Annotated in this window: 23 protein-coding genes and 1 tRNA gene; 9 read left to right on the top strand and 15 right to left on the bottom strand. The window is 71.1% G+C overall.

Features of this window, described 5'->3' with window-relative positions; translation table 11 throughout:
• Positions 1–1,541 (bottom strand): metallophosphoesterase family protein (locus E1293_RS25545; protein WP_243716532.1); only part of this gene is annotated, 1,541 nt, incomplete at its 3' end.
• 32 nt (positions 1,542–1,573) lie between these two features.
• Between E1293_RS25545 and E1293_RS25540 the strand changes: the two genes are divergently transcribed.
• Together E1293_RS25540 and E1293_RS25535 are read left to right on the top strand one after the other, a co-directional pair.
• Positions 1,574–1,915 carry a metallopeptidase family protein gene (locus tag E1293_RS25540; protein ID WP_132200001.1) on the top strand — a complete coding sequence of 114 codons (342 nt, stop codon included), beginning with the start codon at positions 1,574–1,576 and terminating at the stop codon, positions 1,913–1,915.
• Between the two features lie 98 nt (positions 1,916–2,013).
• Entirely contained in the window at positions 2,014–3,324 is a 1,311-nt protein-coding gene (locus E1293_RS25535) for an MFS transporter (protein WP_132199999.1), read from the top strand.
• Here E1293_RS25535 and E1293_RS25530 read toward each other — a convergent pair.
• Entirely contained in the window at positions 3,321–3,635 is a 315-nt protein-coding gene (locus E1293_RS25530; protein ID WP_132199997.1) for a PspC domain-containing protein, read from the bottom strand. The genes E1293_RS25535 and E1293_RS25530 overlap by 4 nt on opposite strands.
• A 137-nt stretch (positions 3,636–3,772) precedes the next feature.
• Here E1293_RS25530 and E1293_RS25525 point away from each other — a divergent pair, with 137 nt between their 5' ends.
• Together E1293_RS25525 and E1293_RS25520 are read left to right on the top strand one after the other, a co-directional pair.
• Positions 3,773–4,924 (top strand): acyl-CoA dehydrogenase family protein, encoded by a 1,152-nt coding sequence (locus E1293_RS25525; RefSeq protein WP_132199995.1) that lies wholly within the window; start codon positions 3,773–3,775, stop codon positions 4,922–4,924.
• Between the two features lie 98 nt (positions 4,925–5,022).
• On the top strand, positions 5,023–6,042 hold the full coding sequence (locus E1293_RS25520; protein ID WP_132199993.1) for an aspartate-semialdehyde dehydrogenase: 1,020 nt from the start codon (positions 5,023–5,025) through the stop codon (positions 6,040–6,042).
• Position 6,043: 1 nt separating this feature from the next.
• Here the strand turns inward: E1293_RS25520 and E1293_RS25515 are convergent, their stop codons facing one another.
• Positions 6,044–6,262: a DUF2277 domain-containing protein gene (locus E1293_RS25515; protein ID WP_132199991.1), complete on the bottom strand. Its 219-nt coding sequence runs from the start codon at positions 6,260–6,262 to the stop codon at positions 6,044–6,046.
• Between the two features lie 228 nt (positions 6,263–6,490).
• Entirely contained in the window at positions 6,491–9,181 is a 2,691-nt protein-coding gene (gene polA, locus E1293_RS25510) for a DNA polymerase I (protein WP_132199989.1), read from the bottom strand.
• A gap of 138 nt (positions 9,182–9,319) precedes the next feature.
• Between polA and E1293_RS25505 the strand changes: the two genes are divergently transcribed.
• A complete protein-coding gene (locus tag E1293_RS25505) occupies positions 9,320–9,676 on the top strand; it encodes a PaaI family thioesterase (protein WP_132200006.1) in 357 nt (118 codons plus the stop codon).
• 157 nt (positions 9,677–9,833) lie between these two features.
• Positions 9,834–10,376 (top strand): DUF4352 domain-containing protein, encoded by a 543-nt coding sequence (locus E1293_RS25500; RefSeq protein WP_132199987.1) that lies wholly within the window; start codon positions 9,834–9,836, stop codon positions 10,374–10,376.
• Between the two features lie 81 nt (positions 10,377–10,457).
• Here E1293_RS25500 and E1293_RS25495 read toward each other — a convergent pair whose 3' ends face one another.
• The 6 genes from E1293_RS25495 to E1293_RS25470 all read right to left on the bottom strand — a co-directional run bounded on the left by E1293_RS25495 (position 10,458) and on the right by E1293_RS25470 (position 16,318).
• Positions 10,458–11,264, bottom strand: a complete 807-nt coding sequence (locus tag E1293_RS25495) for an ABC transporter ATP-binding protein (protein WP_132199985.1) — start codon at positions 11,262–11,264, stop codon at positions 10,458–10,460.
• Positions 11,254–11,994, bottom strand: coding sequence for an ABC transporter ATP-binding protein (locus E1293_RS25490; RefSeq protein WP_132200005.1), 741 nt, complete (start codon positions 11,992–11,994; stop codon positions 11,254–11,256). The genes E1293_RS25495 and E1293_RS25490 overlap by 11 nt, the downstream gene beginning before the upstream one ends.
• A gap of 47 nt (positions 11,995–12,041) precedes the next feature.
• Positions 12,042–13,199 carry a branched-chain amino acid ABC transporter permease gene (locus tag E1293_RS25485; protein WP_132199983.1) on the bottom strand — a complete coding sequence of 386 codons (1,158 nt, stop codon included), beginning with the start codon at positions 13,197–13,199 and terminating at the stop codon, positions 12,042–12,044.
• A complete protein-coding gene (locus E1293_RS25480; protein ID WP_132199982.1) occupies positions 13,196–14,161 on the bottom strand; it encodes a branched-chain amino acid ABC transporter permease in 966 nt (321 codons plus the stop codon). The genes E1293_RS25485 and E1293_RS25480 overlap by 4 nt, the downstream gene beginning before the upstream one ends.
• 90 nt (positions 14,162–14,251) lie before the next feature.
• Positions 14,252–15,424, bottom strand: a complete 1,173-nt coding sequence (locus E1293_RS25475; RefSeq protein WP_207939090.1) for a branched-chain amino acid ABC transporter substrate-binding protein — start codon at positions 15,422–15,424, stop codon at positions 14,252–14,254.
• 288 nt (positions 15,425–15,712) lie between these two features.
• Positions 15,713–16,318: an ANTAR domain-containing response regulator gene (locus E1293_RS25470; RefSeq protein ID WP_279473279.1), complete on the bottom strand. Its 606-nt coding sequence runs from the start codon at positions 16,316–16,318 to the stop codon at positions 15,713–15,715.
• 111 nt (positions 16,319–16,429) lie between these two features.
• On the opposite strand from E1293_RS25470, the gene E1293_RS25465 reads away from it, so the two are divergent.
• Positions 16,430–16,502, top strand: a tRNA-Leu gene (locus tag E1293_RS25465).
• Positions 16,503–16,758: 256 nt separating this feature from the next.
• Here E1293_RS25465 and pyk read toward each other — a convergent pair.
• Both pyk and E1293_RS25455 read right to left on the bottom strand, forming a co-directional pair.
• Positions 16,759–18,189, bottom strand: coding sequence for a pyruvate kinase (gene pyk, locus E1293_RS25460; RefSeq protein WP_132199981.1), 1,431 nt, complete (start codon positions 18,187–18,189; stop codon positions 16,759–16,761).
• Between the two features lie 108 nt (positions 18,190–18,297).
• Positions 18,298–18,855 carry a type 1 glutamine amidotransferase domain-containing protein gene (locus E1293_RS25455; protein WP_132199980.1) on the bottom strand — a complete coding sequence of 186 codons (558 nt, stop codon included), beginning with the start codon at positions 18,853–18,855 and terminating at the stop codon, positions 18,298–18,300.
• A 64-nt stretch (positions 18,856–18,919) separates the two neighbouring features.
• Between E1293_RS25455 and E1293_RS25450 the strand changes: the two genes are divergently transcribed.
• Positions 18,920–19,603: a helix-turn-helix transcriptional regulator gene (locus E1293_RS25450; RefSeq protein ID WP_243716530.1), complete on the top strand. Its 684-nt coding sequence runs from the start codon at positions 18,920–18,922 to the stop codon at positions 19,601–19,603.
• A gap of 1 nt (position 19,604) precedes the next feature.
• On the opposite strand, the gene E1293_RS25445 is transcribed toward E1293_RS25450, so the two are convergent.
• On the bottom strand, positions 19,605–20,465 hold the full coding sequence (locus tag E1293_RS25445; RefSeq protein ID WP_132199978.1) for a hypothetical protein: 861 nt from the start codon (positions 20,463–20,465) through the stop codon (positions 19,605–19,607).
• 287 nt (positions 20,466–20,752) lie between these two features.
• On the opposite strand from E1293_RS25445, the gene E1293_RS25440 reads away from it, so the two are divergent.
• On the top strand, positions 20,753–22,180 hold the full coding sequence (locus E1293_RS25440) for a pyridoxal phosphate-dependent decarboxylase family protein (protein WP_132199977.1): 1,428 nt from the start codon (positions 20,753–20,755) through the stop codon (positions 22,178–22,180).
• A gap of 4 nt (positions 22,181–22,184) precedes the next feature.
• On the opposite strand, the gene E1293_RS25435 is transcribed toward E1293_RS25440, so the two are convergent.
• Complete coding sequence (locus E1293_RS25435) at positions 22,185–22,637, bottom strand: VOC family protein (RefSeq protein ID WP_132199975.1); 453 nt, start codon at positions 22,635–22,637, stop codon at positions 22,185–22,187.
• Between the two features lie 67 nt (positions 22,638–22,704).
• On the bottom strand, positions 22,705–23,124 hold the full coding sequence (locus E1293_RS25430) for a helix-turn-helix transcriptional regulator (RefSeq protein WP_207939089.1): 420 nt from the start codon (positions 23,122–23,124) through the stop codon (positions 22,705–22,707).
• Between the last annotated feature and the right edge of the window lie 86 nt (positions 23,125–23,210).

Genomic DNA, 23,210 nt, shown 5'->3' with positions numbered 1-23,210 from the left:
GGCTGGGGCTTGACGGCGCGGTCCGGGTCGGGTTCGAGGTGGCGTTCGATCTGGGCGGAGGTGAGGCCGAGGCCGCCGAGGCGCAGGTCGTCCCAGCCCTGGAGGCGGTGGGAGGCGCGGCTGAAGTAGAGGACGGACAGTTCGATGGGGGTGGGCTGTTCGTGTTCGAGGCCGCGGAGGCCGGCGCCGCCGGTGGAGCCCTGGACGAAGAGGCGGGTGCCGGTGGGCAGGAGTTTGGTGGAGCGGGCGTGGGTGTGGCCGGCGAGGATCAGGGGGCTCACGCCGGAGAAGGCCTCGCCTTCGCTGGGGTCGTGGGTGACGACGACGTCGGGCAGGTTGCCGGAGTTGCGGAGCTTCTCGGCGTAGCGGGTGCCCTCGTCGCGGAGCTGGTCGGCGCCGACGAAGTCGTCGCGGGTGCTCTTGTCGGGGGTGAAGCGGGGGTCGCCGACGCCGTAGATGCGCAGGCCCTTGACGTCGCGGGTGTCGTCGTCGAGGACGATGGCGTTCTTCTCGCGGTCGACGGCCTTCTGGGTCTCCATGGAGTCGTGGTTGCCGCGGATGTAGACGTAGGGGACCTTCAGGCCGGAGATCGAGTTGGCGAACTTGTCCTCGGGTTTGCTGCCGTGGTCCATGAGGTCGCCGCTGTCGATGATCAGGTCGACCTTGAACTGGGTGCTGACGGACTTGATGACGCTCCACGCGGCGGGGTTGAGGTGGATGTCGGAGACGTGCAGGACGCGGATGGTGGACGGGTCGGGCTCGTAGGTGGGGAGGGTCGAGGTGGTGGCGTACAGCTCGGAGATGTTGCCGACGAGGCGGGCGAGCTGGGCGCGGTAGGCGGTGAAGCGTTCGACGATGCTGCGGGCGTCGCCGACGACCTGGGGGGCGTTGGCGAGCAGGCCGGTGTAGCGGGGCTCGGCGATGGACTGCGGGTTGAACGTCGTCCAGGTGACGAGGGTGAGGGCGGCGAGGCCGAGGACGGTCGAGCCCGTGCCGAGGAGGGCGCGCCGCCAGGAGCGGAAGAGGAGGAGGGACGCGGCGAAGCTGGTGGCGAGGGCGATCAGGGCGGCGCGGATGAGGAGTTCGATGAGGCCGTGCCGGATCTGGCCGGCGATCCGGTCGGTGAGGCGGTCGAGTTCGGTGTCGTCGTTGATGAGCTTCTTGGCCTGGTCGGGGCGGAGGTCGGTGAGGCGGGCCTCCAGGGAGACGGGGCCGCCGTGGGTGTCGAGCTGGAGGGAGCCGAGGGGCGGGAGTTTGAGGGTGGTCCCGCCGTGCAGGGACGGCTGGAGGGTGAGTTGGACGTCGGTGGGGCCGACCGGGGTGACGTAGCGTCCGCCGAGGAGGAGGCCGATGTAGCCGGCGGTGAGGCCGATGGCGGCGACGAGGGCGAACCGGGTCCAGCGGCTGGTGAGGACGGGGCGGACGCGGGTATAGCCGGTGCGGACGCGGCGGGCCGCGGGGGCGCAGGCGGTCCGGACGCGCCGCGCCTGGGTACGGAGGGCGGCGAGGGCCTTGGTCGACGCGGCGCGGACCTTGGGCACGTGTCCCCCTTCTGTCGAGCAGAATGAGCCATGTGATCGAGTTGTCGCGAGAGGCGTTCGAGGACCTTGTGGGCGAGGCCCTCGACAGCATCCCGGCCGAGCTGACCGCCCGCATGCGCAATGTCGTCATCGTCGTCGAGGACGATGCGCCCGAGCGCGGACTTCTCGGCCTGTACCAAGGCGTACCCCTCACCGAGCGCGGCGACTGGTACGGGGCCGTCCTGCCCGATCACATTTCGATCTACCGCCGTGAGATTCTCCGGATCTGCGACACCCCTGATGACGTGGTGGAAGAAGTCCGGATAACGGTCGTGCACGAGATCGCGCACCACTTCGGCATCGATGACGAACGGTTGCACGAGCTCGGATATTGATCGGGGAATTGCGCACGGTCGGTCACGCTACTGCCACTCAGCGTGAGTTAATAGGGGGAGGGGCGTCCAGCAGGGGGACGCACTGACCTGGAGCGCGCGTGGCGGGAAGGCAGACCGGCCGGCATCGTCGTCCGCCGGAGGAGCAGGCGACCTACCGCGAGGTGTTCGCGGTCGGGGAGTTCCGTGCCCTCTGGACGGCGCAGGCGCTGTCGTTCGTCGGGGACCAGCTGGCGCAGGTCGCGCTGGCCGTGCTCGTGTACGACCACACGAAGTCGGCGCTGCTGACGGCGCTCGTGTACGCCCTCACCTACATCCCGCCGATCGTGGGCGGGCCGGTGCTGTCCGGGCTGGCCGACCTGTTCCCGCGCAGGACGGTCATGGTCGTCTGCGACGTCGTGCGGGCGGGGCTGGTGGCGCTGATGGCGCTGGTGGCGATGCCGGTGTGGGCGCTGTCGGTCCTGGTGTTCGCGACCGTCCTGCTGGGGACGCCGTTCTCCGCCGCCCGCGCGGCCGTCCTGCCGGACGTCCTGGAAGGCGACCGGTACGTGGCGGGATCGGCGATCGCGAACGTCACGCACCAGGTCACGCAGGTGCTGGGCTTCCTCGTGGGCGGCGCGGTCGTCGCGATCGTCGGGACGTACGAGACCCTCGCCCTGGACGCGCTGACGTTCGGCGCGTCCGCCGTCATCCTGATCGGCGGGCTGCGGAGGCGGCCGGCGCCGCGCAGACGGGAGCGCGAGTCCCTCGGGCTGCTCCAGGGCACGCGGGACGGCGTCCGCCTCGTGTTCGGCGATCCGGTGCTGCGCTCGCTGGTGCTGTTCGCGTGGCTGTGCACCTTCTACGTGATCCCCGAGGGGCTGGCCGTCCCGTACGCGGCGACGTTCGGCGGCGGCGCGGTGACGGCCGGGCTGCTGCTGGCGGCGATGCCGGCGGGGATGGTGGCCGGCTCGCTGCTGTTCAGCCGGTTCGTCCGGCCGGCGAACCGGCTGCACCTCATGGGGTGGATGTCGATGCTCGCGTGCCTGCCGCTGGTCGGCGCGGGCGCCCACCCGCCGCTGGGGTGGGTCGTCGGGCTGTGGGCGCTGTCCGGCGTCGGCGGCGCCTACCAGCTGGCGGCCAACACCGCGTTCGTGGCCGCGGTGCCGGCGTCCGGGCGCGGGCAGGCGTTCGGGCTCGCCCAGTCCGGCATCCTCGCCGGGCAGGGCGTCGGCATCCTCGTCGGCGGCGCCGCGGCGCAGGTCCTTGGGCCGGAGACGGTGGTGGCGCTCGCCGGCGTCCTCGGGCTGTCGGCGGCCGCGATGCTGACGCTCGGCTGGAACCAGGTCCGCGGCGGCGTCATCGCCGGCACGCGGGCGGAACCCGTCGTCGTCGCCACGGGCGGCGACGAGTTCGCGGGCCGCGCGTCCTAGGCGTGGGTGCGGTCCTTGCCGACCGTGTTCTTCGTCTTCCGGACGGCGTCCTGCACGGTCGGCGAGTCGCTCGCCTTCTTGAACAGGTCCTCGGCGACCGACTTCGAGGCGCCCTCCTCGGGGACGAGCAGCCACGCGATCGCGTAGATCCCGATGCCGGCGCCGCCGAAGAGCGTGAAGACGGCCAGGCCGAGCCGGATGACGTTGGGGTCGACGCCGAGGAACCGTCCGGCGCCGGAGCAGACGCCCGCGACCATGCGGCCGTCATGGGTGCGGCGGAGTTGCTTGCTGGTGGTCTTGTCCATGTCCATGCCTCGATCATGCCCAGCGAACGGTCAACCTGACATCCGGATTCGCCCTGATTCGCCCCTGAGTGCACCCCTGACCGGTCGGGGTGCCGTCCCCGACGTACCCTCGTGGGCGGACGGCCCCGAGGGAGGAGACCCGCATGGACGTGCTGCGTGTGGACGACCGGCTCACCGACGAGGAGCGGATGGTCCGCGACACGGTGCGCGCCTTCGTCGCGGAGAAGATCGCGCCGCACCTGGCCGGCTGGTTCGAGGACGGCACGTTCCCCGCCCGTGAACTGGCCCCTGAGCTGGGGAAACTCGGCCTGCTCGGGATGCATTTGCAGGGCTACGGCTGCGCCGGGACGAGCGCCGTCGCCTACGGGGTGGCGTGCCGGGAGCTGGAGGCGGCCGACTCGGGGCTGCGCAGCTTCGTGTCCGTCCAGGGGTCGCTGGCGATGGCGGCGATCCACAAGTACGGGTCGGAGGAGCACAAGAACGAGTGGCTGCCGAGGATGGCCGCCGGCGAGGCGATCGGCTGCTTCGGGCTGACCGAGCCGGACCGCGGCTCCGACCCCGGCGACATGCTGACCCGGGCGGAGCGCGACGGCGGGGGCTGGGTGCTGAACGGCGCCAAGATGTGGATCACCAACGGGTCGATCGCCGACATCGCGGTCGTGTGGGCGCAGACCGGCGACGGGATCCGCGGCTTCCTCGTCCCCAAGGGCACCGACGGCTTCACGGCGAGCGACATCCACCGGAAGCTGTCGCTGCGCGCGTCCGTCACCTCCGAGCTGGTGCTGGACGACGTGCGGGTCCCCGGATCGGCGATGCTCCCGAACGTGAAGGGGCTGAAGGGCCCGCTCGGCTGCCTGTCGGAGGCCCGCTACGGCATCCTGTGGGGGGCGATCGGCGCCGGACGGTCCTGCTACGAGGCGGCCGTCGACTACGCCAAGACCCGTGAGCAGTTCGGCAAGCCCATCGGTTCGTTCCAGCTCACCCAGGAGAAGCTCGCCTGGATGGAGGTCGCCCTAGGCCAGGCCGGTCTCGTCGCCCTGCACGTCGGGCGGCTCAAGGACGAGGGGAACGTCACCCCGCAGCAGGTCTCGTTCGGCAAGCTCGCGAACGTCCGCGCGGCGCTGGACGTCGCCCGGGAGGCCCGCACCGTCCTCGGCGCCAACGGGATCACGCTCGAATACCCGGTGATCAGGCACATGAACAACCTGGAGAGCGTCCTCACCTACGAGGGCACGCAGGAGGTGCACCTGCTCACCCTCGGGAAGGCCGTCACCGGGCTGGACGCGTTCCGTTAAGGGACGCTTGAACCCTCCACGTAGGGTTATTGACTGGACGACCTGCGAACGGGCTGGGCAGACTCGCCCGGATCAAGCGAACTACCAGAGGGAGCGGCATGAGAGTCGGCATCGTCGGGGCCACCGGACAGGTCGGGGCCAAGATGCTCGAAATCCTGGCCGGACGCGGATTCCCGGTCGAGGAGCTGCGGCTGTTCGCCTCGGCGCGCTCGGCGGGCCGCAGGCTCCCGTGGGACGGCACCGAGATCACCGTCGAGGACGCGGCCGCCGCCGACTACTCCGGGCTCGACATCGTGCTGTTCTCCGCGGGCAAGACCACCTCCAAGGCGCTGGCCGAGAAGGTCGCCGCGGCCGGCGCCGTCGTGATCGACAACTCCTCCGGCTGGCGGATGGACCCGGACGTGCCGCTGGTCGTCGCCGAGGTCAACCCGCACGCCGCGCGGCAGCGCCCCAAGGGGATCATCGCGAACCCGAACTGCACCACGATGGCCGCGATGCCGGTGCTGCGCCCGCTGCACGCCGAGGCGGGGCTGACGGCGCTGGTCGTCTCCACCTACCAGGCCGTGTCCGGCAGCGGCCTCGCGGGCGTCGCCGAGCTGCACGACCAGGCGGCCAAGACCGTCCAGACCGCCGACAGGCTGACCCACTCCGGCACGGCCGTGGAGTTCCCCGAGCCGTCGGTGTACGTGCAGCCGATCGCGTTCAACGTGCTGCCGATGGCCGGCTCGATCGTCGACGACGGCCTCGCGGAGACCGACGAGGAGCAGAAGCTCCGCAACGAGAGCCGCAAGATCCTGGAGATCCCGGACCTGAAGGTGTCGGGCACCTGCGTGCGCGTCCCGGTGTTCACCGGCCACTCCTTGCAGGTCAACGCCCGGTTCGAGCGTCCGGTCAGCCCGGAGCGCGCGAGCGAGCTGCTGGCGGGCGCGCCCGGCGTCGTCCTCGCGGACGTCCCGACGCCGCTGCGGGCCGCCGGCCAGGACCCGACCTACGTGGGCCGCATCCGCCGCGACGAGACCGCCGAGAACGGCCTCGCCCTGTTCTGCTCCGGCGACAACCTGCGCAAGGGCGCGGCCCTCAACACCGTCCAGATCGCCGAGCTGGTCGCCGCCGAGTAGCTCAGCTCGCGCGGCGCCCGCGGACCTCCAGGGAGTCAAGGAGGGCGGCGGTGCTCTGGGCGATCTCCGCCACGGCCCGGTCGAACGCCTCCGCGTTGTGGGACGCGGGGGCCCGGAACCCGGAGATCTTCCGGACGTACTGGAGCGCTGCCGCCCGCACGTCCTCGTCGGTCACATCATCGGAAAAGGGCGGACGAAGCGTCTTGATACTGCGGCACATGCCCCCATTCTGCCCCGACCCACCGACAGCCCACCGACAGCCTCAGCCACCCCGCAACCAAGCAACAACCTGGGCCACCGCGATCGCTTCCGAAGGCAGGTTTCGAGCCTGCGAGAAACCTGATCGCGCAGCGAGCCGCTAGGCGAGCCGGAGCGATGCAGCGATCGCACCGCGTTTCTCGACGATGGAGGGCCGCCAGGCCCGAAGGAGGAGAGAAATGCCCAAAAACTAGTGCGCAGCGTCCTGCCAGGTTTGGCCGGTACCCATGGAGATGCTCAATGGGGCGCGGAGGTCGTAGGCGCCGGCCATTTCGGCGCTGACGAGGGTCTTGAGGTCGTCGAGTTCGCCGGGGGCGACCTCGAAGACGAGCTCGTCGTGGACCTGGAGGAGCATGCGGGACGTGAGGCCGGCGGCGCGCAGGGCGCGGTCGACGTTGAGGCCGGCGACCTTGACGATGTCGGCGGCCGAGCCCTGGATGGGGGCGTTGAGGGCCATCCGCTCGGCCATCTCGCGGCGCTGCCGGTTGTCGGAGTTGAGGTCGGGCAGGTAGCGGCGGCGGCCGAGGATCGTCTCGGTGTAGCCGTCCTGGCGGGCCTTGGCGACGATGTCGCGCAGGTAGTCGCGGACGCCGCCGAACTGCTCGAAGTACTCCTCCATGAGGCCGCGGGCCTCGTCCGGGGAGATGCGCAGCTGCTGGGAGAGGCCGTACGCCGACAGGCCGTAGGCGAGGCCGTAGTTCATGGCCTTGATGCGGGCGCGCAGCTCGGAGTCGATCTGCTCGGGCGGCAGCCCGAAGACGCGGGACGCGGTGATGGTGTGGAAGTCGGCGCCGGTGCCGAACGCCTCCAGCAGCGCGTCGTCCTCGGAGAGGTGCGCCATGATGCGCAGCTCGATCTGGGAGTAGTCGGCGGTGAGGAGCGACTCGTAGGGCGCGGCGACGACGAACGCCTCCCGGATCTGCCGGCCCTCGGCCGTGCGGATCGGGATGTTCTGCAGGTTCGGGTCGGTGGAGGACAGGCGCCCGGTGGCGGCGATCATCTGGTTGAACGTGGTGTGGATGCGCCCGGCGTCGTCGGCCATCGGGATGAGGGAGTCGACGATGCTCTTGAGCTTGGCGACCTCCCGCCACCGCAGGATGTGGTCGAGGACGGGGTGCGGGTCCTTCTCCTGGAGGTTCGTCAGGGCCTCGGAGTCGGTGGTGTAGCCGGTCTTGGTGCGCTTGGTCTTCGGCAGGTTCAGCTCGTCGAACAGGACCTGCTGCACCTGCTTGGGCGACCCGAGGTTGAAGTCGTGGCCGACGACCGCGTGGGCCTGCTGCTCCTGCTCCTTGACCTGGCCGCCGAGGGACGCCGACAGCCCGGCGAGGCGGTCGGTGTCGACGGCGATGCCGGCGCGCTCCATGCCGGCCAGGACGCCGACCAGGGGCAGCTCCACCTCGTGCAGCAGGCGCGTGGCGCCGCGCTTGTCGAGGTCCTTGTCGAGGACGTCGGCCAGCTCGGTGACGGCGCGGGCGCGGACCGCGAGGGCCTCGGCGGCCTCCTCCTCGCCGGAGCCGTCGAGGGTCAGCTGCCCCGAGTCCTCGGTCTCGCTGCGCAGCTCGCGGTGCAGGTAGCGCAGGACGAGGTCGGCGAGGTCGAACGTCCGCTGGCCCGGCAGCGCGAGGTAGGCGGCGAGGGCGGTGTCGCTGGTGACGCCCTCCAGCCGCATGCCGCGGGCGGCGAGCGCCAGCATGGGGCCCTTGGCCTCGTGGATCGCCTTGGGGCGGGCCGTGTCGGCGAGGTAGGCGGCGAGGGCGCGCTCGTCGTCCTCGATCAGCTCGGCCGGGTCGAGGTGGACGGCCGGGCCCTTCTTGGACGCCAGCGCCAGCGCCGTGATCTCGCCCGTGCCGCGGCCCCAGGTTCCGGTGACGGCGATGCCGGTCCGGTCGCCGGCGTTGGCGTCCAGCCAGGTGCCGAGGGCGCCCGGCTCCAGCGCGTCGAGATCGACCTCGAAGCCCTCGTCGGCCTCGGGCTCGGCGGCGGAGATCGAGGAGTACAGGCGCTCGCGCAGCACCCGGAACTGCAGCGAGTCGAACAGGGTGTGGATCTCGTCGCGGTCCCACTGGCCCATGGTCAGCTGCGGCGGCGCCAGCTCCAGCCCGACCTCGGTGTCGAGCTTGTTGAGCTGCTGGTTGCGCAGCACGCCGGCGAGGTGCTCGCGCAGGTTGTCGCCGGCCTTGCCCTTGATCTCCTCCACCCGGTCGACGAGGGTGTCGAGGTCGCCGTACTTGACGAGCCACTTCGCGGCGGTCTTCGGGCCGACGCCGGGGACGCCGGGCAGGTTGTCGCTGCTCTCCCCCACCAGCGCCGCCAGCTCGCGGTACCGCTCGGGCGGGACGCCGTACTTGGCCTCGACGGCGGCGGGGTCCATCCGGGACAGCTCGGACACGCCGCGGATCGGGTAGAGGATCGTCACGTCGTCGTTGACGAGCTGGAACGCGTCGCGGTCGCCGGTGACGATCAGCGTCTCCAGCCCCGCACCGGTGGCCTGGACGGACAGTGTGGCGATGATGTCGTCGGCCTCGAACCCGGCGACCGACATGCGCGGGATGCGCAGCGCGTCCAGCACCTCGAAGATCAGGCTGACCTGGCTGCGGAACTCGTCCGGCGTCTTCTGCCGGCCCGCCTTGTACTCGACGTACTGCTCGTGCCGGAACGTCGGCTCGGAGCGGTCGAACGCCACCGCGATGTGGGTGGGCCGCTCGTCGCGCAGGACGTTGATGAGCATCGAGGTGAACCCGTACACGGCGTTGGTCGGCTGCCCGTCGGTGGTGGAGAAGTTCTCGACGGGCAGTGCGAAGAACGCCCGGTAGGCCAGGGAATGCCCGTCGAGCAGGAGAAGCCGGTCGCGCTTGTCAGGGGTCGTTGCCGTAGTCGCCACACGAGGACTCTAGTCTGCGCGTACGACAGTTTTGTGGAGGCGTAAGTGACTGACACCGACGGCGTGAGCCCCGAGGACCTGGGCGCGAAGATCCTCGCGGGGGACGCGCTCGGCGCCGCGGGCGACCTGGCCAAGACCATGGGCGTCGAGTACCTGGAGGCCTCGGCCGAGCGCGTCGTCGGCCGCATGCCGGTCAAGGGCAACACCCAGCCGTACGGGCTGCTGCACGGCGGCGCCTCCTGCGTCCTCGCCGAGTCCCTCGGCTCCGCGGGCTCCGCGCTGCACGCGGGTCCGGGCCGGATCGCCATGGGCATCGAGATCAACGCGACGCACCACCGGTCCGCGACCGAGGGGTACGTCACGGGCGTGGCGACCCGCACGCACGGCGGCCGGACCCTCGCCACCTACGACATCGTCATCACCGACGAGAGGGACCGGCGGGTCTGCACCGCCCGGCTCACCTGCATGCTGCGGGACGCCCCCGCGGGCGATTGACCGAAGCTTGATCCACGCTTTCTTTGCGATGCGGGCCCCGGGGTCTGTAGCGTGGATCGGAACGGCCCGGGATCACCGAGTAGACAACGTACGCGCCCGGGGAAGGTTCGTACGGCCCCAAAGGTGATCCCGGGTCAGCACACGTCCGGGGAGGGCCATGCGCCACCGCGACATTCTCCCGGCCGCCGCCGTCCTCGCCGCGGCCCTCGCGTCGGCCTCCTGCTCCGGATCCGGGCACGCGGACAAGCGGCCCGCCTACAAGATCCCCGCCGAGACCGCCCGCGAAGGCGAGTCCGTCCCCGAGGGCAAGACCGGGCGCAGCGCCGACATGCTGTTCACCGTCATCGGCTTCCGCACCGCGATGACCGACGTCATGGGCACCCACGCCGCCATGGACGCCAAAGGGGCCTTCACCCGCGTCCGGGTGCTCGCCGTCAACACCGGCCGCGACATCCAGGTCTTCGACACCTGGAAGCAGCGCCTCGTCACCACCGACGGCAAGGCCCACTCCCCCGACGTCAACGCCACCATGATCAAACGGCAGCCGGAGCGGCTGTCGGTCGGCTCGTCCATGCGCGTCGAGTTCGACCTCTGGTTCGACGTCCCCCGCGCCGCGAAGGCCAAGGCCGTCCGGCTCTACGGATCGCCGCCGGTCGGCGCGACCACCGACCCAGCACCCGCCGAGATAGCCCTCCCCTGAGGCCCAGGCGGCCCCGAAACGCGTCGCCCGCCCGCCCCGGCGGACCGGGGAAGGGCGGGCGCACACGCCGAACTCAGGACGCTACGAGGACGTCCCCTCCTCCGTGGCGTCCGCCGACCCTTCGGACGGGGCCTCCACGGACTCCTGGGACGTGACGTCCGCGGCGGCGGCCACGTCGTCGCCCAGCTCGCCGCCCAGGTAGGCGGCGCGGACCTGCGGGTCGTCCAGCAGCTCGGCCGCCGGGGCGGCCTTCACCACCCGGCCCGTCTCCAGGACGTACGCGCGATGCGCGATCTGCAGCGCCTGCTGGGCGTTCTGCTCCACCAGCAGCACCGTCGTGCCGCGCCGGTTGATCTCCTCGATGATCGAGAAGATCTGCTGCACCAGCATCGGCGCCAGCCCCATGGACGGCTCGTCCAGCAGCAGCACCTTCGGCGCGGCCATCAGCGCCCGCCCGATCGCGAGCATCTGCTGCTCGCCCCCGGACATCGTGCCGCCCGCCTGCGACTTGCGCTCGGCCAGCCGCGGGAACAGCTCGTAGGCCTCCGCCAGCTCCTTCGCCGCGCTCTCCTTCCGGGCGTAGGCGCCCATCAGGAGGTTCTCCTCCACGGTCATGCCCGGGAAGATCCCGCGCCCCTCCGGCGCCTGCCCGATCCCGGCCGTCACGCGCTTGTGCCCGGCCAGCCGGCTGATGTCGCGCCCGTCGAAGCGGATCGCGCCCGCCGACAGGTTCCGCAGGCCCGAGATCGTCTTCAGCGTGGTCGTCTTCCCGGCGCCGTTCGCGCCGATCAGCGACACGATCTCGCCCTCGTCGACGGACACCGTGATGCCCTTGAGCGCCGCGATCTTTCCGTAGTGGACGTGAATGTCCTCGATCTCAAGAAGCATCGGCCGGAGCCCCCAGATACGCCTCGATCACCCGCGGGTCGTTCTGCACCTCGGCCGGCAGGCCGTCGGCGATCTTCTGCCCGAAGTCCAGCACCGCGACCCGGTCGCTGATCCCCATCACCAGGCTCATGTCGTGCTCGATGAGGAGCACCGTGACCCCGGTGTCGCGGATCCTGCGGATCAGGTCCTGCAGCGCCACCTTCTCCGCCGGATTCATGCCCGCGGCGGGCTCGTCCAGCAGCAGCAGCTTCGGGTCCGTGGCGAGCGCCCGCGCGATCTCCAGGCGCCGCTGGTCGCCGTACGGCAGGTTCTTCGCGGCCTCCTCGGCCCGGTGCGTCACGCCCACCAGGTCCAGCAGCTCGCGGGCCCGCTCCCGGCCCTGGCGCTCCTCGCGGCGGTGCCACGGCAGCCCCAGCGACGCGCCGGCAAGGCCGGTCCGGTGATGGGCGTCCGTGCCCACCAGGACGTTCTCCAAGGCCGTCATGTTGTGGAACAGCCGCACGTTCTGGAACGTCCGGGCGACGCCCAGCTTGGTCACGGCATAGCGCTTCTTGCCGTCGATGCGCTTGCCGTCGAAGACCACCTGGCCCTCGGTGGGCCGGTAGACGCCGGTGGTCACGTTGAACACCGTCGTCTTCCCGGCGCCGTTCGGGCCGATCAGCGCGAAGATCTCGCCCTCGCGGATCGTGATCTCGACCTTGTTGAGCGCCACGACGCCGCCGAACCGCATCACGACGTCGCGCAGCTCCAGCACCGGCCTGCGCTCGTCCGTCCCGCTCACTTGCTCACCTCCGCGGCCTCGGACTGACCCGGTCCGGCGATCTCGGCGCCCATGGTGCCCATGCCGCCGCCGCCCTCCGCCAGCTCGGCCTTGCGCCGCCGCGACGGCCACAGCCCCTCCGGACGGAAGATCATCATCAGCACCAGCGCGCCTCCGAAGATCAGCATGCGGTATTCGTCCAGGAACCGGAACCGCTCGGGCAGCCACGCCACCACGAACGCGCCGAGGATCGCGCCCGGGATGTTCCCCGAGCCGCCCAGCACGACCGCCGCCAGCACCAGCGCCGACACGATGAACTCGAAGTTCGCCGGCAGGATCGACGTCTGCTTCGCGGCGAACACCACGCCGCCGCTGCCGCCGATCGCCGCGCCGATCGCGAACGCCGCCAGCTTGAACTTGAACGTCGGGACGCCCATCAGCTCCGCGGCGTCCTCGTCCTCGCGGATCGACGCCCACGCCCGGCCGACCCGCGACGCGTCCAGCCGCCGGACGAAGATGATCGCGATGATGATGAACACGAGCAGCAGGTAGTAGTACGGCCGCGTGTCCAGCAGCCCGTACTTCAGCGGCTGCACGCCGAGGACCTCGAACTCCGACAGCGTCGGCGGGTGCGGGATCCCCTGCACGCCGCGCGGGCCGTTGACGAACGAGCTGTTGTTCGCCGTCCGCTTGACGATCTCACCGAAGCCCAGCGTCACGATCGCCAGGTAGTCCCCGCGCAGGCGCAGCGTCGGCGCCCCGAGGATCACCCCGGCCAGCGCCGAGAAGAGGATCGCCAGGACCAGCGCCTCCCAGAAGCTCCAGTGGTACCGCACCGCGAAGATCGCGATGGTGTAGCCGCCGACCGCGTAGAACGCGACGTAGCCGAGGTCCAGCAGGCCCGCCATGCCGACCACGACGTTCAGGCCCAGCGCCAGCAGCACGTAGATGGCGATCTGGTCGCTGAGCATCGACGGCCAGCTCGCGCCGCTCGGCGCCATGAAGCTGCCGATCGCCTCACTCGGCAGGAACACCGCGGCCACGATGAGCAGGACGTAGACCGCCCAGCGCTGCCACCCGGGGGCGCCCGCCCACCAGTTCCGCAGCGGGTCGAGGGACAGGCCGAGACCTGCCCGGGCGCCGTTTCCGTTTCCGTTCTTCTTCGTAAGGTTCATGCGCGCGCCTGCTGGAGGGACTCACCGAGGATGCCGGTGGGACGGAACATCAGGACCAGGATCAGCACGGTGAACGCGACCACGTCCCGCCACTGCGAGCCGAACAGGCTCGAACCGTACATCTCCAGCAGCCCGAGCACGAAGCCGCCGGCGAGGGCGCCGCGGATGTTGCCGATCCCGCCGAGGACCGCCGCCGTGAACGCCTTGATGCCGAGCAGGAAGCCCACGAAGTAGTTCGTCTGCTCGAAGCGCAGGAAGTACAGCGCCGCCGCGACGCCCGCCATGACGCCGCCGACCACGAACGTCACCGACACGACCCGGTCGATGTTGACGCCCATCAGGACCGCCGTCTCCGGGTCCTGCGCCGTCGAGCGGATGCCGCGGCCGAGCTTCGTCCGGTTCACGAACTGGTCGAGCGCCACCATCATCAGGACCGCGCCCAGGAAGATGATCAGCTTGTCGTTGCTGATCTGGATCGGCCCGATGTCCACCACGTCGGTCAGCTTCTTGAAGTGCTCGTCGACCGGGAGCTTCCCGCCCTCCTTCGAGGTGCCGAAGACCCGGTGCACGACCACCGTCGCGAACAGCTGCTGGATGAAGATCGACGCCCCGATGGCCGAGATCAGCGCGGCCAGCCTCGACGCCCCTCGTTTTCGCAGCGGTCTGTACGCCACGACCTCCAGGACCATCGCGCTGCCGCCGGCCACCACGCCCGCCACGACGGCGCACAGCGCGACCACCCCGATCAGCGCGACGCCGCCCACGGTGGAGACGCCCAGCGTCCGCACCGTCCACAGGGCCGCGAAGGTGCCCACCATGAAGATGTCGGCGTGCGCGAAGTTGATCAGCCGGAGCACGCCGTAGACCATCGTGTAGCCCAGCGCCAGCAGCGCGTAGATCGCGCCGAGCGCCAGCCCGTCGATGGTCGACGGCCAGAATTGATTGATGAAGTCGTCGAGCACCTTTGGTCGCCTTAGTCAGAGGAAGGAGCGGGAGCGCCGCAGCGCTCCCGCTCCCGCGCCATCAGGGATCTCGGCAGGCGTCGGGGACGCCTACGAGACCTTCGCCTCGTTGCTGTTGCCGAGCAGCGGCAGCTTGTCGCCCTCGACCTCGTAGATGAAGATGTCCTCGGTCGCGAGCTCGCCGTTCTCGGCGAACTTGATCTTCTTGCCGACACCCTGGACGTCGATCGTCTTCAGGTAGGTGTTGATGTCCTCGGGCTCGGTCTTGCCGGCCTTCACGGCCTCGATGAACGCCGTCGCGGCGTCGAAGCCCTCCGTCGAGTAGATCGCGACCTCGGAGCCGAACTTCGCCTTGTAGTCGTCGGAGAACTTCTTGGCCTTCGGGTTCGTCTTGCCCGTCGGGTCGATGAGGCAGCCGCAGCTGAGCAGCGCGCCCTGGGCGTTCTCCTTGCCGGTGCCCTCGATGAGGCCGCTGGCGAGCGAGCCGTCGCCGGACATCATCTTGCCCTTGTAGCCGCCCTCGCGCAGCTGCTTGAACAGCCGGCCCGCGACCGCGTAGTAGCCGCCGAAGTACACCAGGTCCGGCTTGAACTGGTTGATCTTGTTGACGGTCGAGGAGTAGTCGGTCCCCTTGTCGTCGACCGCGTCGCTCTGGGTCTGCGCGCCCTTGGCCTTGACGGCCTTCTCGATGGCGTCCGCGAGGCCCTTGCCGTAGTCCTGGTTGTCCGACACCAGGAAGACCTTCTTCATCCCCGAGTTGGTCGCGAAGGTGCCGACGCCGGCGCTCTGCGCCGCGTCGTCGGCCACCACGCGGTGCCAGTACTTCCAGCCCTTCTCGGCCAGCGTGATGTTGGTCGCGGACGGCGACACGCTCGGGATCTTCGCCTCTTCGAGGATCGGGCCGACGCTCTGCGACTCACCGGAGAACGCCGGGCCGATCAGGCCCGCGATCTTGTCCTGCTTGACCGCGCCCAGCGCCAGCGACGTCGCCTGCTCCGGCTTGCCCTGGCTGTCGTAGGTCTTGAGCTTGATCTTGGTCTTGGGGTTCGTGGCGTTGTACTGCTCGATCGCCAGCTGCGCGCCCTGCTTGGGCGGGATCACCAGGCCCGAGTTCTCGCCGGTCAGGTCACCCATGAACCCGAGCGTGACCTCGTTGCCGCCGCCGGAGCCGCCGTCATCACTGTCACCGCAGGCCACGGCGCCGAGCGCGAGCACCGCGCTCACCGCGACCGCGCCGGTGATCCTCATCATGTTGCGCCGCAAGGTGCCCAACCTTTCCATCCGGATCCGGGAGGGGATCGGGTACGAGTCAAGCCCCGGCGCCGGGGCCTCGGATGGAGGAAACCGGTCACGCGGGGACCAGGTATGTCGTACACCGTCGACCCACCCCAGAACAGGCCCCCCGGATCGAAGGGTTACTCGTTCGTTACGCCCCTGTGCTCATCCGATACCGGCCGTTGCCTGGGACGATTACAGGGAGTAATGATCGTTGGGCAGGCCGGGGTCCGCACTTTGGACCTTGACAACCAGGGAGATGACAGTGCAGAGGGGTCAGCCCGCGGCCGGCTCCCCCCGGCCTCCGCCGGACGCCCCCGCGACGACCGCCTCGGCGACCGCCCGCATCGTGAGCCGCCGGTCCATGGACGTCTTCTGGATCCAGCGGAACGCCTCCGCCTCGGACCACCCGTGGGCCTCCTGCAGCAGCCCCTTGGCGCGGTCGACCACCTTGCGGGTCTCCAGCCGCTCCTGCAGCCCGGCGACCTCGGCCTCCAGCGCCCGCAGCTCGGTGTACCGGCTCACCGCCACCTCGATCGCGGGCGCGAGGTCGGTCTTGGAGAACGGCTTGACGAGGTAGGCCATCGCGCCCGCGTCCGTCGCCCGCTGGACGAGCTCGCGCTGCGAGAACGCGGTGAGGATCACCACCGGGGCGATCCGGTCCGCCGAGATGCGCTCGGCGGCGGAGATCCCGTCCAGCACCGGCATCTTCACGTCCAGGATCACCAGGTCCGGCTTGAGCTCCCCGGCCAGCCGCACGGCGGTCTCCCCGTCACCGGCCTCTCCGACGACCTCGTAGCCGTCCTCCTGAAGCATCTCCTTCAGGTCCAGCCGGATCAGGGCCTCATCTTCCGCGATCACTACTCGCCGAGCGCTCTCCACGCCACGACCCTACCGAAACCCGCTACCCTGGCACTGCGTCGCCCCTCACCCGGGCCCCCTCGGGAGCCCGCCCGGCAGGGCGATCCAGATGCCCGAGTTATTCGGACAAATGCCCCGATAGTCCAATGGCAGAGACAATGTGCTCAAACCACATCCAGTGTGGGTTCGAATCCCACTCGGGGCACTTCTCTTAAAACGCCCGCCAGCAGCGACATGGCGATGCGCGGTCCATGCAGGGCTCTGGTTCTGCCGTAGGTCGGCGGGCGGATTGCGTACGCCTATGCGGCACCGTGGCCGTTCGGGGTGGTTCTCCGGAGCGACGTGCAAATGAGACCGGCTGGTGATCCTCGTGCGGTGCGTGGTTTCTGCGGGTGGTGATAAAAGGCCGGGTACCGCGCGGGGTGCGGTCGCGCGGTACCCGGCCGGGGTGGTGGTCTTCGTCAGTGCTGGACGGCTATGGCCTCGCCGAGGGTGTGGACGCGGAGGGCGTTGGTGGAGCCGGCGGTGCCGGGGGGCGAGCCGGCCACGACGACGATCCTGTCGCCCTTCTGGCAGCGGCCGAGTTCGAGGAGGGACTGCTCGACCTGGCCGAACATGGCGTCGGTGTGGTCGACCTGCGGGACGATGAAGGTCTCCACGCCCCAGACGTGCGCGAGGCGGCCGCGGGTGGCGGGGACCGAGGTGAACGCCAGCAGCGGGATCGGCGAGCGGTAGCGGGAGAGGCGGCGAGCCGTCTCGCCGGACATGGTGAAGGCGGCGAGGGCCTCGGCGCCGACGATGGCGCCGACCTCGGCCGCGGCGCGCGCGATGGCGCCGCCGACCGTCTCCGGCATGCGGTCGAGGGTGTGGGTGGCGTGCAGGGCGGCCTGCTCGGCGGTCTGCACGATGCGGCTCATCGTCAGGACGGACTCGATGGGGTACTGGCCGACGCTGGTCTCGCCGGAGAGCATGACGGCGTCGGCGCCCTCGAAGACGGCGTTGGCGACGTCGGAGGTCTCGGCGCGGGTCGGGCGCGGCGCGGAGATCATTGATTCGAGCATCTGGGTGGCGACGATGACCGGGCGGGCCTTCTCGCGGCAGAGCTCGATGGCGCGCTTCTGGACGATCGGGACCTGTTCGAGGGGGAGCTCCACGCCGAGGTCGCCGCGGGCGACCATGATGCCGTCGAAGGCGGCGACGATCTCGGGGAGGCGCTCGACGGCCTGCGGCTTCTCGATCTTGCCGATGAGGGGGACGCGGACGCCCTCCTCCTCCATGATCTGGTAGCAGATGTCGGCGTCGGCGGGCGTCCGCACGAAGGACAGCGCGACGAGGTCGACGCCGAGGCGCAGCGCCCAGCGGAGGTCGCGCTCGTCCTTGTCGGTGAGGGCGGGGACGCTGACCGGGACGCCGGGGAGGTTGAGGCCCTTGTTGTCGGAGACCATGCCGCCGACGGTGACGACGGTGTGCACGCGGGTGCCCTCGACGGAGGTGACCTTGAGGGCGACGCGGCCGTCGTCGATGAGGACGCTGTCGCCGGCGCTGACGTCGCCGGGCAGGCCCTGGTAGGTGGTGGAGACCTCGCGGCGGGTGCCGGGGACGTCGTCGGTGGTGACGGTGAACTCGTCGCCGAGCGTGAGCCGCACGGGGCCGTCGGGGAAGCGGCCGATGCGGATCTTGGGGCCCTGCAGGTCCGCGAGGATGCCGACGCCGCGTCCGGTGGCGTCGGCGGCGGCCCTGATCCGGTGGTAGACCTCCTCGTGGACGGCATGCTCGCCGTGGCTCATGTTGAGGCGGGCGACGTCGATGCCGGCGTCTACGAGGGCGTTGATCTGCTCGGTGCTGGAGCAGGCGGGGCCGATGGTGCTGACGATCTTCGCTCGACGGGTCACGTGCACAACCGTACTTAGTTACTTGTCGGTACGGATATTCGTGCAGGATATGGTCGCCCGGGGTTCACCCAGTGGTCTAGGTCAGAGGTCTAGACCACACGTGGCCGATCACCGTGCGAACGCCTCGACCGCGGCCTGGCAGAACGCCTTCAGGTCGCCGGGCTTGCGGCTGCTGACCAGGACGTTGGGCCCGCCCTCGCAGATCTTTACCTCCTCGTCCACCCAGGTGGCGCCCGCGTTGCGGAGATCGGTCTGGAGGCTCGGCCACGAGGTGAGGGTGCGGCCACGGACGACGCCGGCCTCGATGAGCGTCCACGGGCCGTGGCAGATGACGGCGACGGGCTTGCCCGCGTCGAAGAACGACTTGGTGAACGCGACCGCGTTGGGGTCGGTGCGCAGGAAGTCGGGGTTGGCGACGCCGCCGGGAAGGAGGAGGCCGTCGAACTCGGTGTGGCCGGAGACGTTGACGGTGGTGTCGATGGGGAACGTGTCGCCCTTGTCCAGGTGATCGAACGCCTGCAGCCGGCCGGACTCGGTGGAGACGAGGCGCGGCCGGCCGCCGGCCTGCTCGACGGCCTTCCACGGCTCGGCGAGCTCGACCTGCTCGGTGCCCTCGGGCGCGCACAGGAAGGCGATGGTCTTGCCGTGAAGATCGTTGTTCGGCATGGTTCCTCCGGTTCCGCCGGTTTCCAGGGGCCCTGCCCGCGGACGCGGGTGGTATGCAGGAGGGGTGAACCCGACCGGCTATCGCGAGTACCGGACGCCGGGGCTGGCGTGCTCGTGGACGTCGGCGCTGCCGCCCGGTGCGGAGCCGTTCGTCCAGCGGGTGGTGCCGGACGGCTGCGTCGACCTGATCTGGTCCGGCGGCCGGATCCTGGTGGCGGGCCCGGACACCGGCCCGCGGCCGTCGCTGCTGCGGCCGGGCGAGGAGTTCGCGGCGGTGCGGTTCGGGCCGGGGGCGGCGCCGCCGGTGCTGGGCGTCCCGGCGGACGCGCTTCGCGACGGGCGGCTGCCGCTGCGGGACCTGTGGGGCGACGACGCCGACCGCCTGGCGGAGGCCGTGGCGGACGCCGGTGACCGGCGGGGGGCGCTGGTCGCGGCGGTCCGGGACCGGATCAGGCCGCCGGACCCCCTGGCCGAGGCGGTGGTGACCGGCCTGGCGCGGGGATCGGTGCGGGATGTCGCGGACGGTCTCGGGCTGGGCGACAGGCAGCTGCGGCGGCGGTCCCTGGCGATGTTCGGGTACGGCCCGAAGACGCTGCAGCGGGTGCTGCGCTTCCAGCGGGCGCTGCGGCTCGCGCGGGCGGGCGAGCCGCTCGCGGATGTGGCGTACGCGACGGGCTACGCCGACCAGGCCCATTTCGCGCACGAGGTGCGCGACCTGGCGGGCGAGCCCGTCCGCAACCTCCTTTGAGTCAGGGCTTGAGCCGTCCGTAGGCACGGAGCGTCCGGAGGTTCTCGACGGTGGCGAAGCCGCGCCATTCGGGGCGGGTGATGGGCGTCCAGCTGGGGAAGGCGACGTCCCAGCCGCCGTCGTCGTGCTGGGCGTCGATGAGGGCGTCGAGGGCGGTCTCCACGGCGTCGTCGTCGAAGAGCCGGCGCCCGTATCCGCCCGGCGCGGGCGCGAAGTCGAGCGTCCCCTGGTGGTCGCTCGACGCGTGCGCCGCGAGGACGTCGCGGACGCGGCCGAACGCGGCCTCCGCGCGGTCCCGGTCGGGGACGTGGTCGAGGAAGGTCAGGATGGCGAGGACGTCGTAGGCGCCGGGTCCGGCGTCCCCGGCCTCCAGGTAGCGCCAGCAGAAGCCGGTGGCGGGCCCCAGCCAGGGATGGTCGGCGCCGGCCCGGTGAAGCATCCCGGCGAGGGTGCCCGTGGGGTTGATGCCGCCGACCGGGTCGTCCGCCGCCTGCCACCAGGGCGCGTGGGGCGTGTCGCGGACGGTCGGCAGGACGAACGGCACTCCCCCGTCGCCGGCGGTGATGGACGACAGGTAGCCGGCGATGCGCGCGACGGCGGGATCGTCGTCGGCGCCCGCCTCGTGCAGGAACTGCAGGGCGTGCTGGGCGGGGACGGGCTGGCTTCCTTCGCCGCGCAGGTCGGGTTCGAGGGCGTGGCCGTATCCGCCGTCGGGGTTCTCGTAGCCCCTGAGCGCGGCGACGAGGGGCGCGGCGGGCCCGCCGCGGAAGTGGAGGGCGAACCGGCGCCGGTCGATCAGGCGGCCGTTCAGGCGCAGGAACTCGGCGGCGCGGGCGAGCCCGGTCTCGTGCAGGACCTTCATGGCTCCGACGCTACGGGGCCCGCGCTCGGCCGTCTTGTCGAAAACGGACGCGGCGGTGGTCTGGTGCGGGTGGGTCCGGCCACCCCAGCGGTGGGTGGCCGGACCCCTGATGTCCCGCGCTGCGGGGTGCGGGAGCGTGCGGTTCACGGCGGGGCCGCGGGCGTGCGGCCGCCACGCGGTGAACCCAGGCCGGACCGTAGCCGACCAGCGCGAAGACCACAAGGGGGCCCGGTTCGCCGGACGTCTGGGCGTTTCCGGCGGTATGCCGTCTGTGGTCTGCTTGCGTCATGAGTGATCCGCTTGACGAACGTGACACGGCCGGTGATCCGCTGGCGCTGGTGGCGCGGGCCGCGCAGCCCTACCTGGACGGCCTGCCGGACCGCCGCGTCCACGACCGGGCGAAGGACGCCCTCCTGGACGAGCTGGACGGCCCGCTCCCCGCAAAGGGGGACGGGGCGGTGGCCGCGGTCGAGCGGCTGCTGCGGATCGGCACGGAGGCGGCCACGCACTCGTCCGGACCGCGGTTCTTCCACTTCGTCGTGGGCGGGTCGACGCCGGCGGCGATGGCGGGCGACTGGGCGACCTCGCTGCTCGACCAGGCGTCGGGCCTGTGGGCGGCGTCGCCGCTGGCGTCGCGGGCGGAGACGGTCGTGCTGCGCTGGCTGAAGGAGCTGTTCGGGCTGCCGGCGTCGTTCGGCGGCGTGCTGACGCCGAGCGCGACGCTCGCGCACGTCACGGGCCTCGCGTGCGCGCGGCACTGGTGGGCCGGCCGGCACGGGGTGGACGTGACGTCGCGCGGCCTGGCGGGGCTGCCGGTGATGCCCGTGTTCAGCAGCGGCCTGGTGCACGTCAGCACGAGGAAGGCGCTGCAGATCCTCGGCTGCGGCCGGGACACCCTCACGACGTTCGCACGCGACGAAGCGGGACGGGTCGACCTCGCCGCCATGGACGAGGCGCTGGCCCGGGTGGAGGGCCGCGCGGTGATCGTCGCGAACCTGGGCGAGGTCACCACCGGGGACTCCGACCCGATCGACGCGCTGGCCGACCTGGCGGAGCGGCACGGCGCCTGGCTGCACGTGGACGGCGCGTTCGGCCTGTTCTCCGCCCTCAGCCCGCGGACGGCGCACCTGGCGCGGGGCGTCGAGCGGGCCGACTCGGTCACGGCGGACGGCCACAAGTGGATGAACGTCCCGTACGAGAGCGGGTTCTCGTTCGTCCGGGACCCGATGTCGCTGAGCCGCGCGTTCGGCACGTGGGGCGCGGCGTACCTCCCGGACGCCGACGACGAGCGGATCAGCTACAACATGCTGGGCCCCGAGTCGTCGCGGCGGGCGCGGGCGCTGCCGATCTGGGCGACGCTGCGCGCGTACGGGCGGGACGGCTACCGGGCGATGGTCGAGCGGCACCTGGACGTCGTGGAGCACCTCGGCGGGCTCGTCGAGGCCGCGCCCGACCTGGAGCTGCTCGCGCCTGTGCAGCTGTGCATCGCGTGCTTCCGGTACCGTCCGGACGGCGTCCCCGAGGAGCACCTCGACGAGCTGAACGCGCGCCTGGGCGAGGCGCTCCTCGCGGACGGCCGCGTCTACGCGGGCACCAGCACCTACCGCGGCATGACGGTGTTCCGCCCGGCCCCGGTGAACTGGCGGACGACCGAAGCCGACGTAGAGCTCCTCGTGACCGTCCTCCGCGAGCTCGGGGCGGCCCTGGCCCCCTGACCTTTCAACTCACGCAGTCGTTCCACGGCGCGCTCTCGTCGAGCCGCTCGAAGGGCTCGGTCAGGCTGTACCAGCAGCCTGAGTCGTCGCGGAACACCGCCTCGATGCCGTAGGGGCGCCGCTCCGGCTTCTGGACGAACTCGACGCCCTGGGCGGACAGCCGCTCGTAGTCGGCCTGGCAGTCGTCGGTGTTGAAGGCGCCGGCGCCGAGGATGCCCTTGGCGATGAGCGCCTTCATCTGGGCGGCGGAACCGGGGTCCATCGTGGGCGGGCCGGGGACCATGAGGGCCAGGCTCAGCTCGGGCTGGTCCTTGGCGCCGACGGTGACCCAGCGCATCCCGCCCTCGCCGAGCGTCATGTCGTCCCGGGCCTCAAGGCCGAGCTTCCCGGTGAAGAACGCCTTGGCCGCGTCCTGGTCGAGGACCCAGACGGTGGCCAGCCCCAGTCTCGTGATCATGCCGTGTCTCCTTTGCGAACAGGGAAGATGCCGTTCACGCTAGGGCGCGGCCGGCCGCCCGGCCTTCTCATTTCTTGCGGAAGCCGCCCGCCCACATCAGCACGAAGCAGCCGGGGATGGCGGGCGCCCCGCCGGTGCGCGCCCACCGCCGGAACTCGGTGGGCGTCATCCCGGTCTCCTGCTTGAAGCGGGTGCAGAACGTCCCGAGGCTGGTGAAGCCGACCAGCATGCAGACCTCGGTGACCGTCAGGTTGGCGTTGCGGAGCAGGTCCTGGGCGCGTTCGATGCGGCGGCGGGCGAGGTAGGCACCGGGCGTCTCGCCGTACACCTCGCCGAACAGCCGGACGAAGTGGTAGCGCGAGTAGCCGGCGCGGGCGGCGACGGCGGCCACGTCGATGGGGTCGGCCCAGTCGCGGTCCATGGCGTCGCGGGCGAGCCGCATCCGGCGCAGCACCTCGGTGTCCGGCCCGGACGGCACGTTTCCCATGCCCCGATGCTGGCACAACGCGCCGGCAAGGCCCTGGAGGCGATCGCCTCCAGGGCCTTGCCGTCGTGCCGGGTCAGGTCATCGGG

The sequence above is a fragment of the Actinomadura darangshiensis genome, assembly GCF_004349235.1.
Taxonomy (GTDB): domain Bacteria; phylum Actinomycetota; class Actinomycetes; order Streptosporangiales; family Streptosporangiaceae; genus Spirillospora; species Spirillospora darangshiensis.
The sequence above is the reverse complement of the archived record's forward strand: the minus strand, read 5'-3'. Positions and strand labels throughout refer to the sequence as shown.

Coding starts and splice junctions, on each gene's coding strand:
- E1293_RS25440 (WP_132199977.1), top strand. CDS start 20,753: ATGAGTGATCCGCTTGACGAACGTGACACGGCCGGTGATCCGCTGGCG.
- E1293_RS25430 (WP_207939089.1), bottom strand. CDS start 23,124: ATGGGAAACGTGCCGTCCGGGCCGGACACCGAGGTGCTGCGCCGGATG.
- E1293_RS25495 (WP_132199985.1), bottom strand. CDS start 11,264: ATGCTTCTTGAGATCGAGGACATTCACGTCCACTACGGAAAGATCGCG.
- E1293_RS25435 (WP_132199975.1), bottom strand. CDS start 22,637: ATGATCACGAGACTGGGGCTGGCCACCGTCTGGGTCCTCGACCAGGAC.
- E1293_RS25485 (WP_132199983.1), bottom strand. CDS start 13,199: ATGAACCTTACGAAGAAGAACGGAAACGGAAACGGCGCCCGGGCAGGT.
- E1293_RS25490 (WP_132200005.1), bottom strand. CDS start 11,994: ATGCGGTTCGGCGGCGTCGTGGCGCTCAACAAGGTCGAGATCACGATC.
- E1293_RS25515 (WP_132199991.1), bottom strand. CDS start 6,262: ATGTGCCGCAGTATCAAGACGCTTCGTCCGCCCTTTTCCGATGATGTG.
- E1293_RS25500 (WP_132199987.1), top strand. CDS start 9,834: ATGCGCCACCGCGACATTCTCCCGGCCGCCGCCGTCCTCGCCGCGGCC.
- E1293_RS25455 (WP_132199980.1), bottom strand. CDS start 18,855: ATGCCGAACAACGATCTTCACGGCAAGACCATCGCCTTCCTGTGCGCG.
- E1293_RS25505 (WP_132200006.1), top strand. CDS start 9,320: ATGGGCGTCGAGTACCTGGAGGCCTCGGCCGAGCGCGTCGTCGGCCGC.
- E1293_RS25530 (WP_132199997.1), bottom strand. CDS start 3,635: ATGGACATGGACAAGACCACCAGCAAGCAACTCCGCCGCACCCATGAC.
- E1293_RS25445 (WP_132199978.1), bottom strand. CDS start 20,465: ATGAAGGTCCTGCACGAGACCGGGCTCGCCCGCGCCGCCGAGTTCCTG.
- E1293_RS25520 (WP_132199993.1), top strand. CDS start 5,023: ATGAGAGTCGGCATCGTCGGGGCCACCGGACAGGTCGGGGCCAAGATG.
- E1293_RS25525 (WP_132199995.1), top strand. CDS start 3,773: ATGGACGTGCTGCGTGTGGACGACCGGCTCACCGACGAGGAGCGGATG.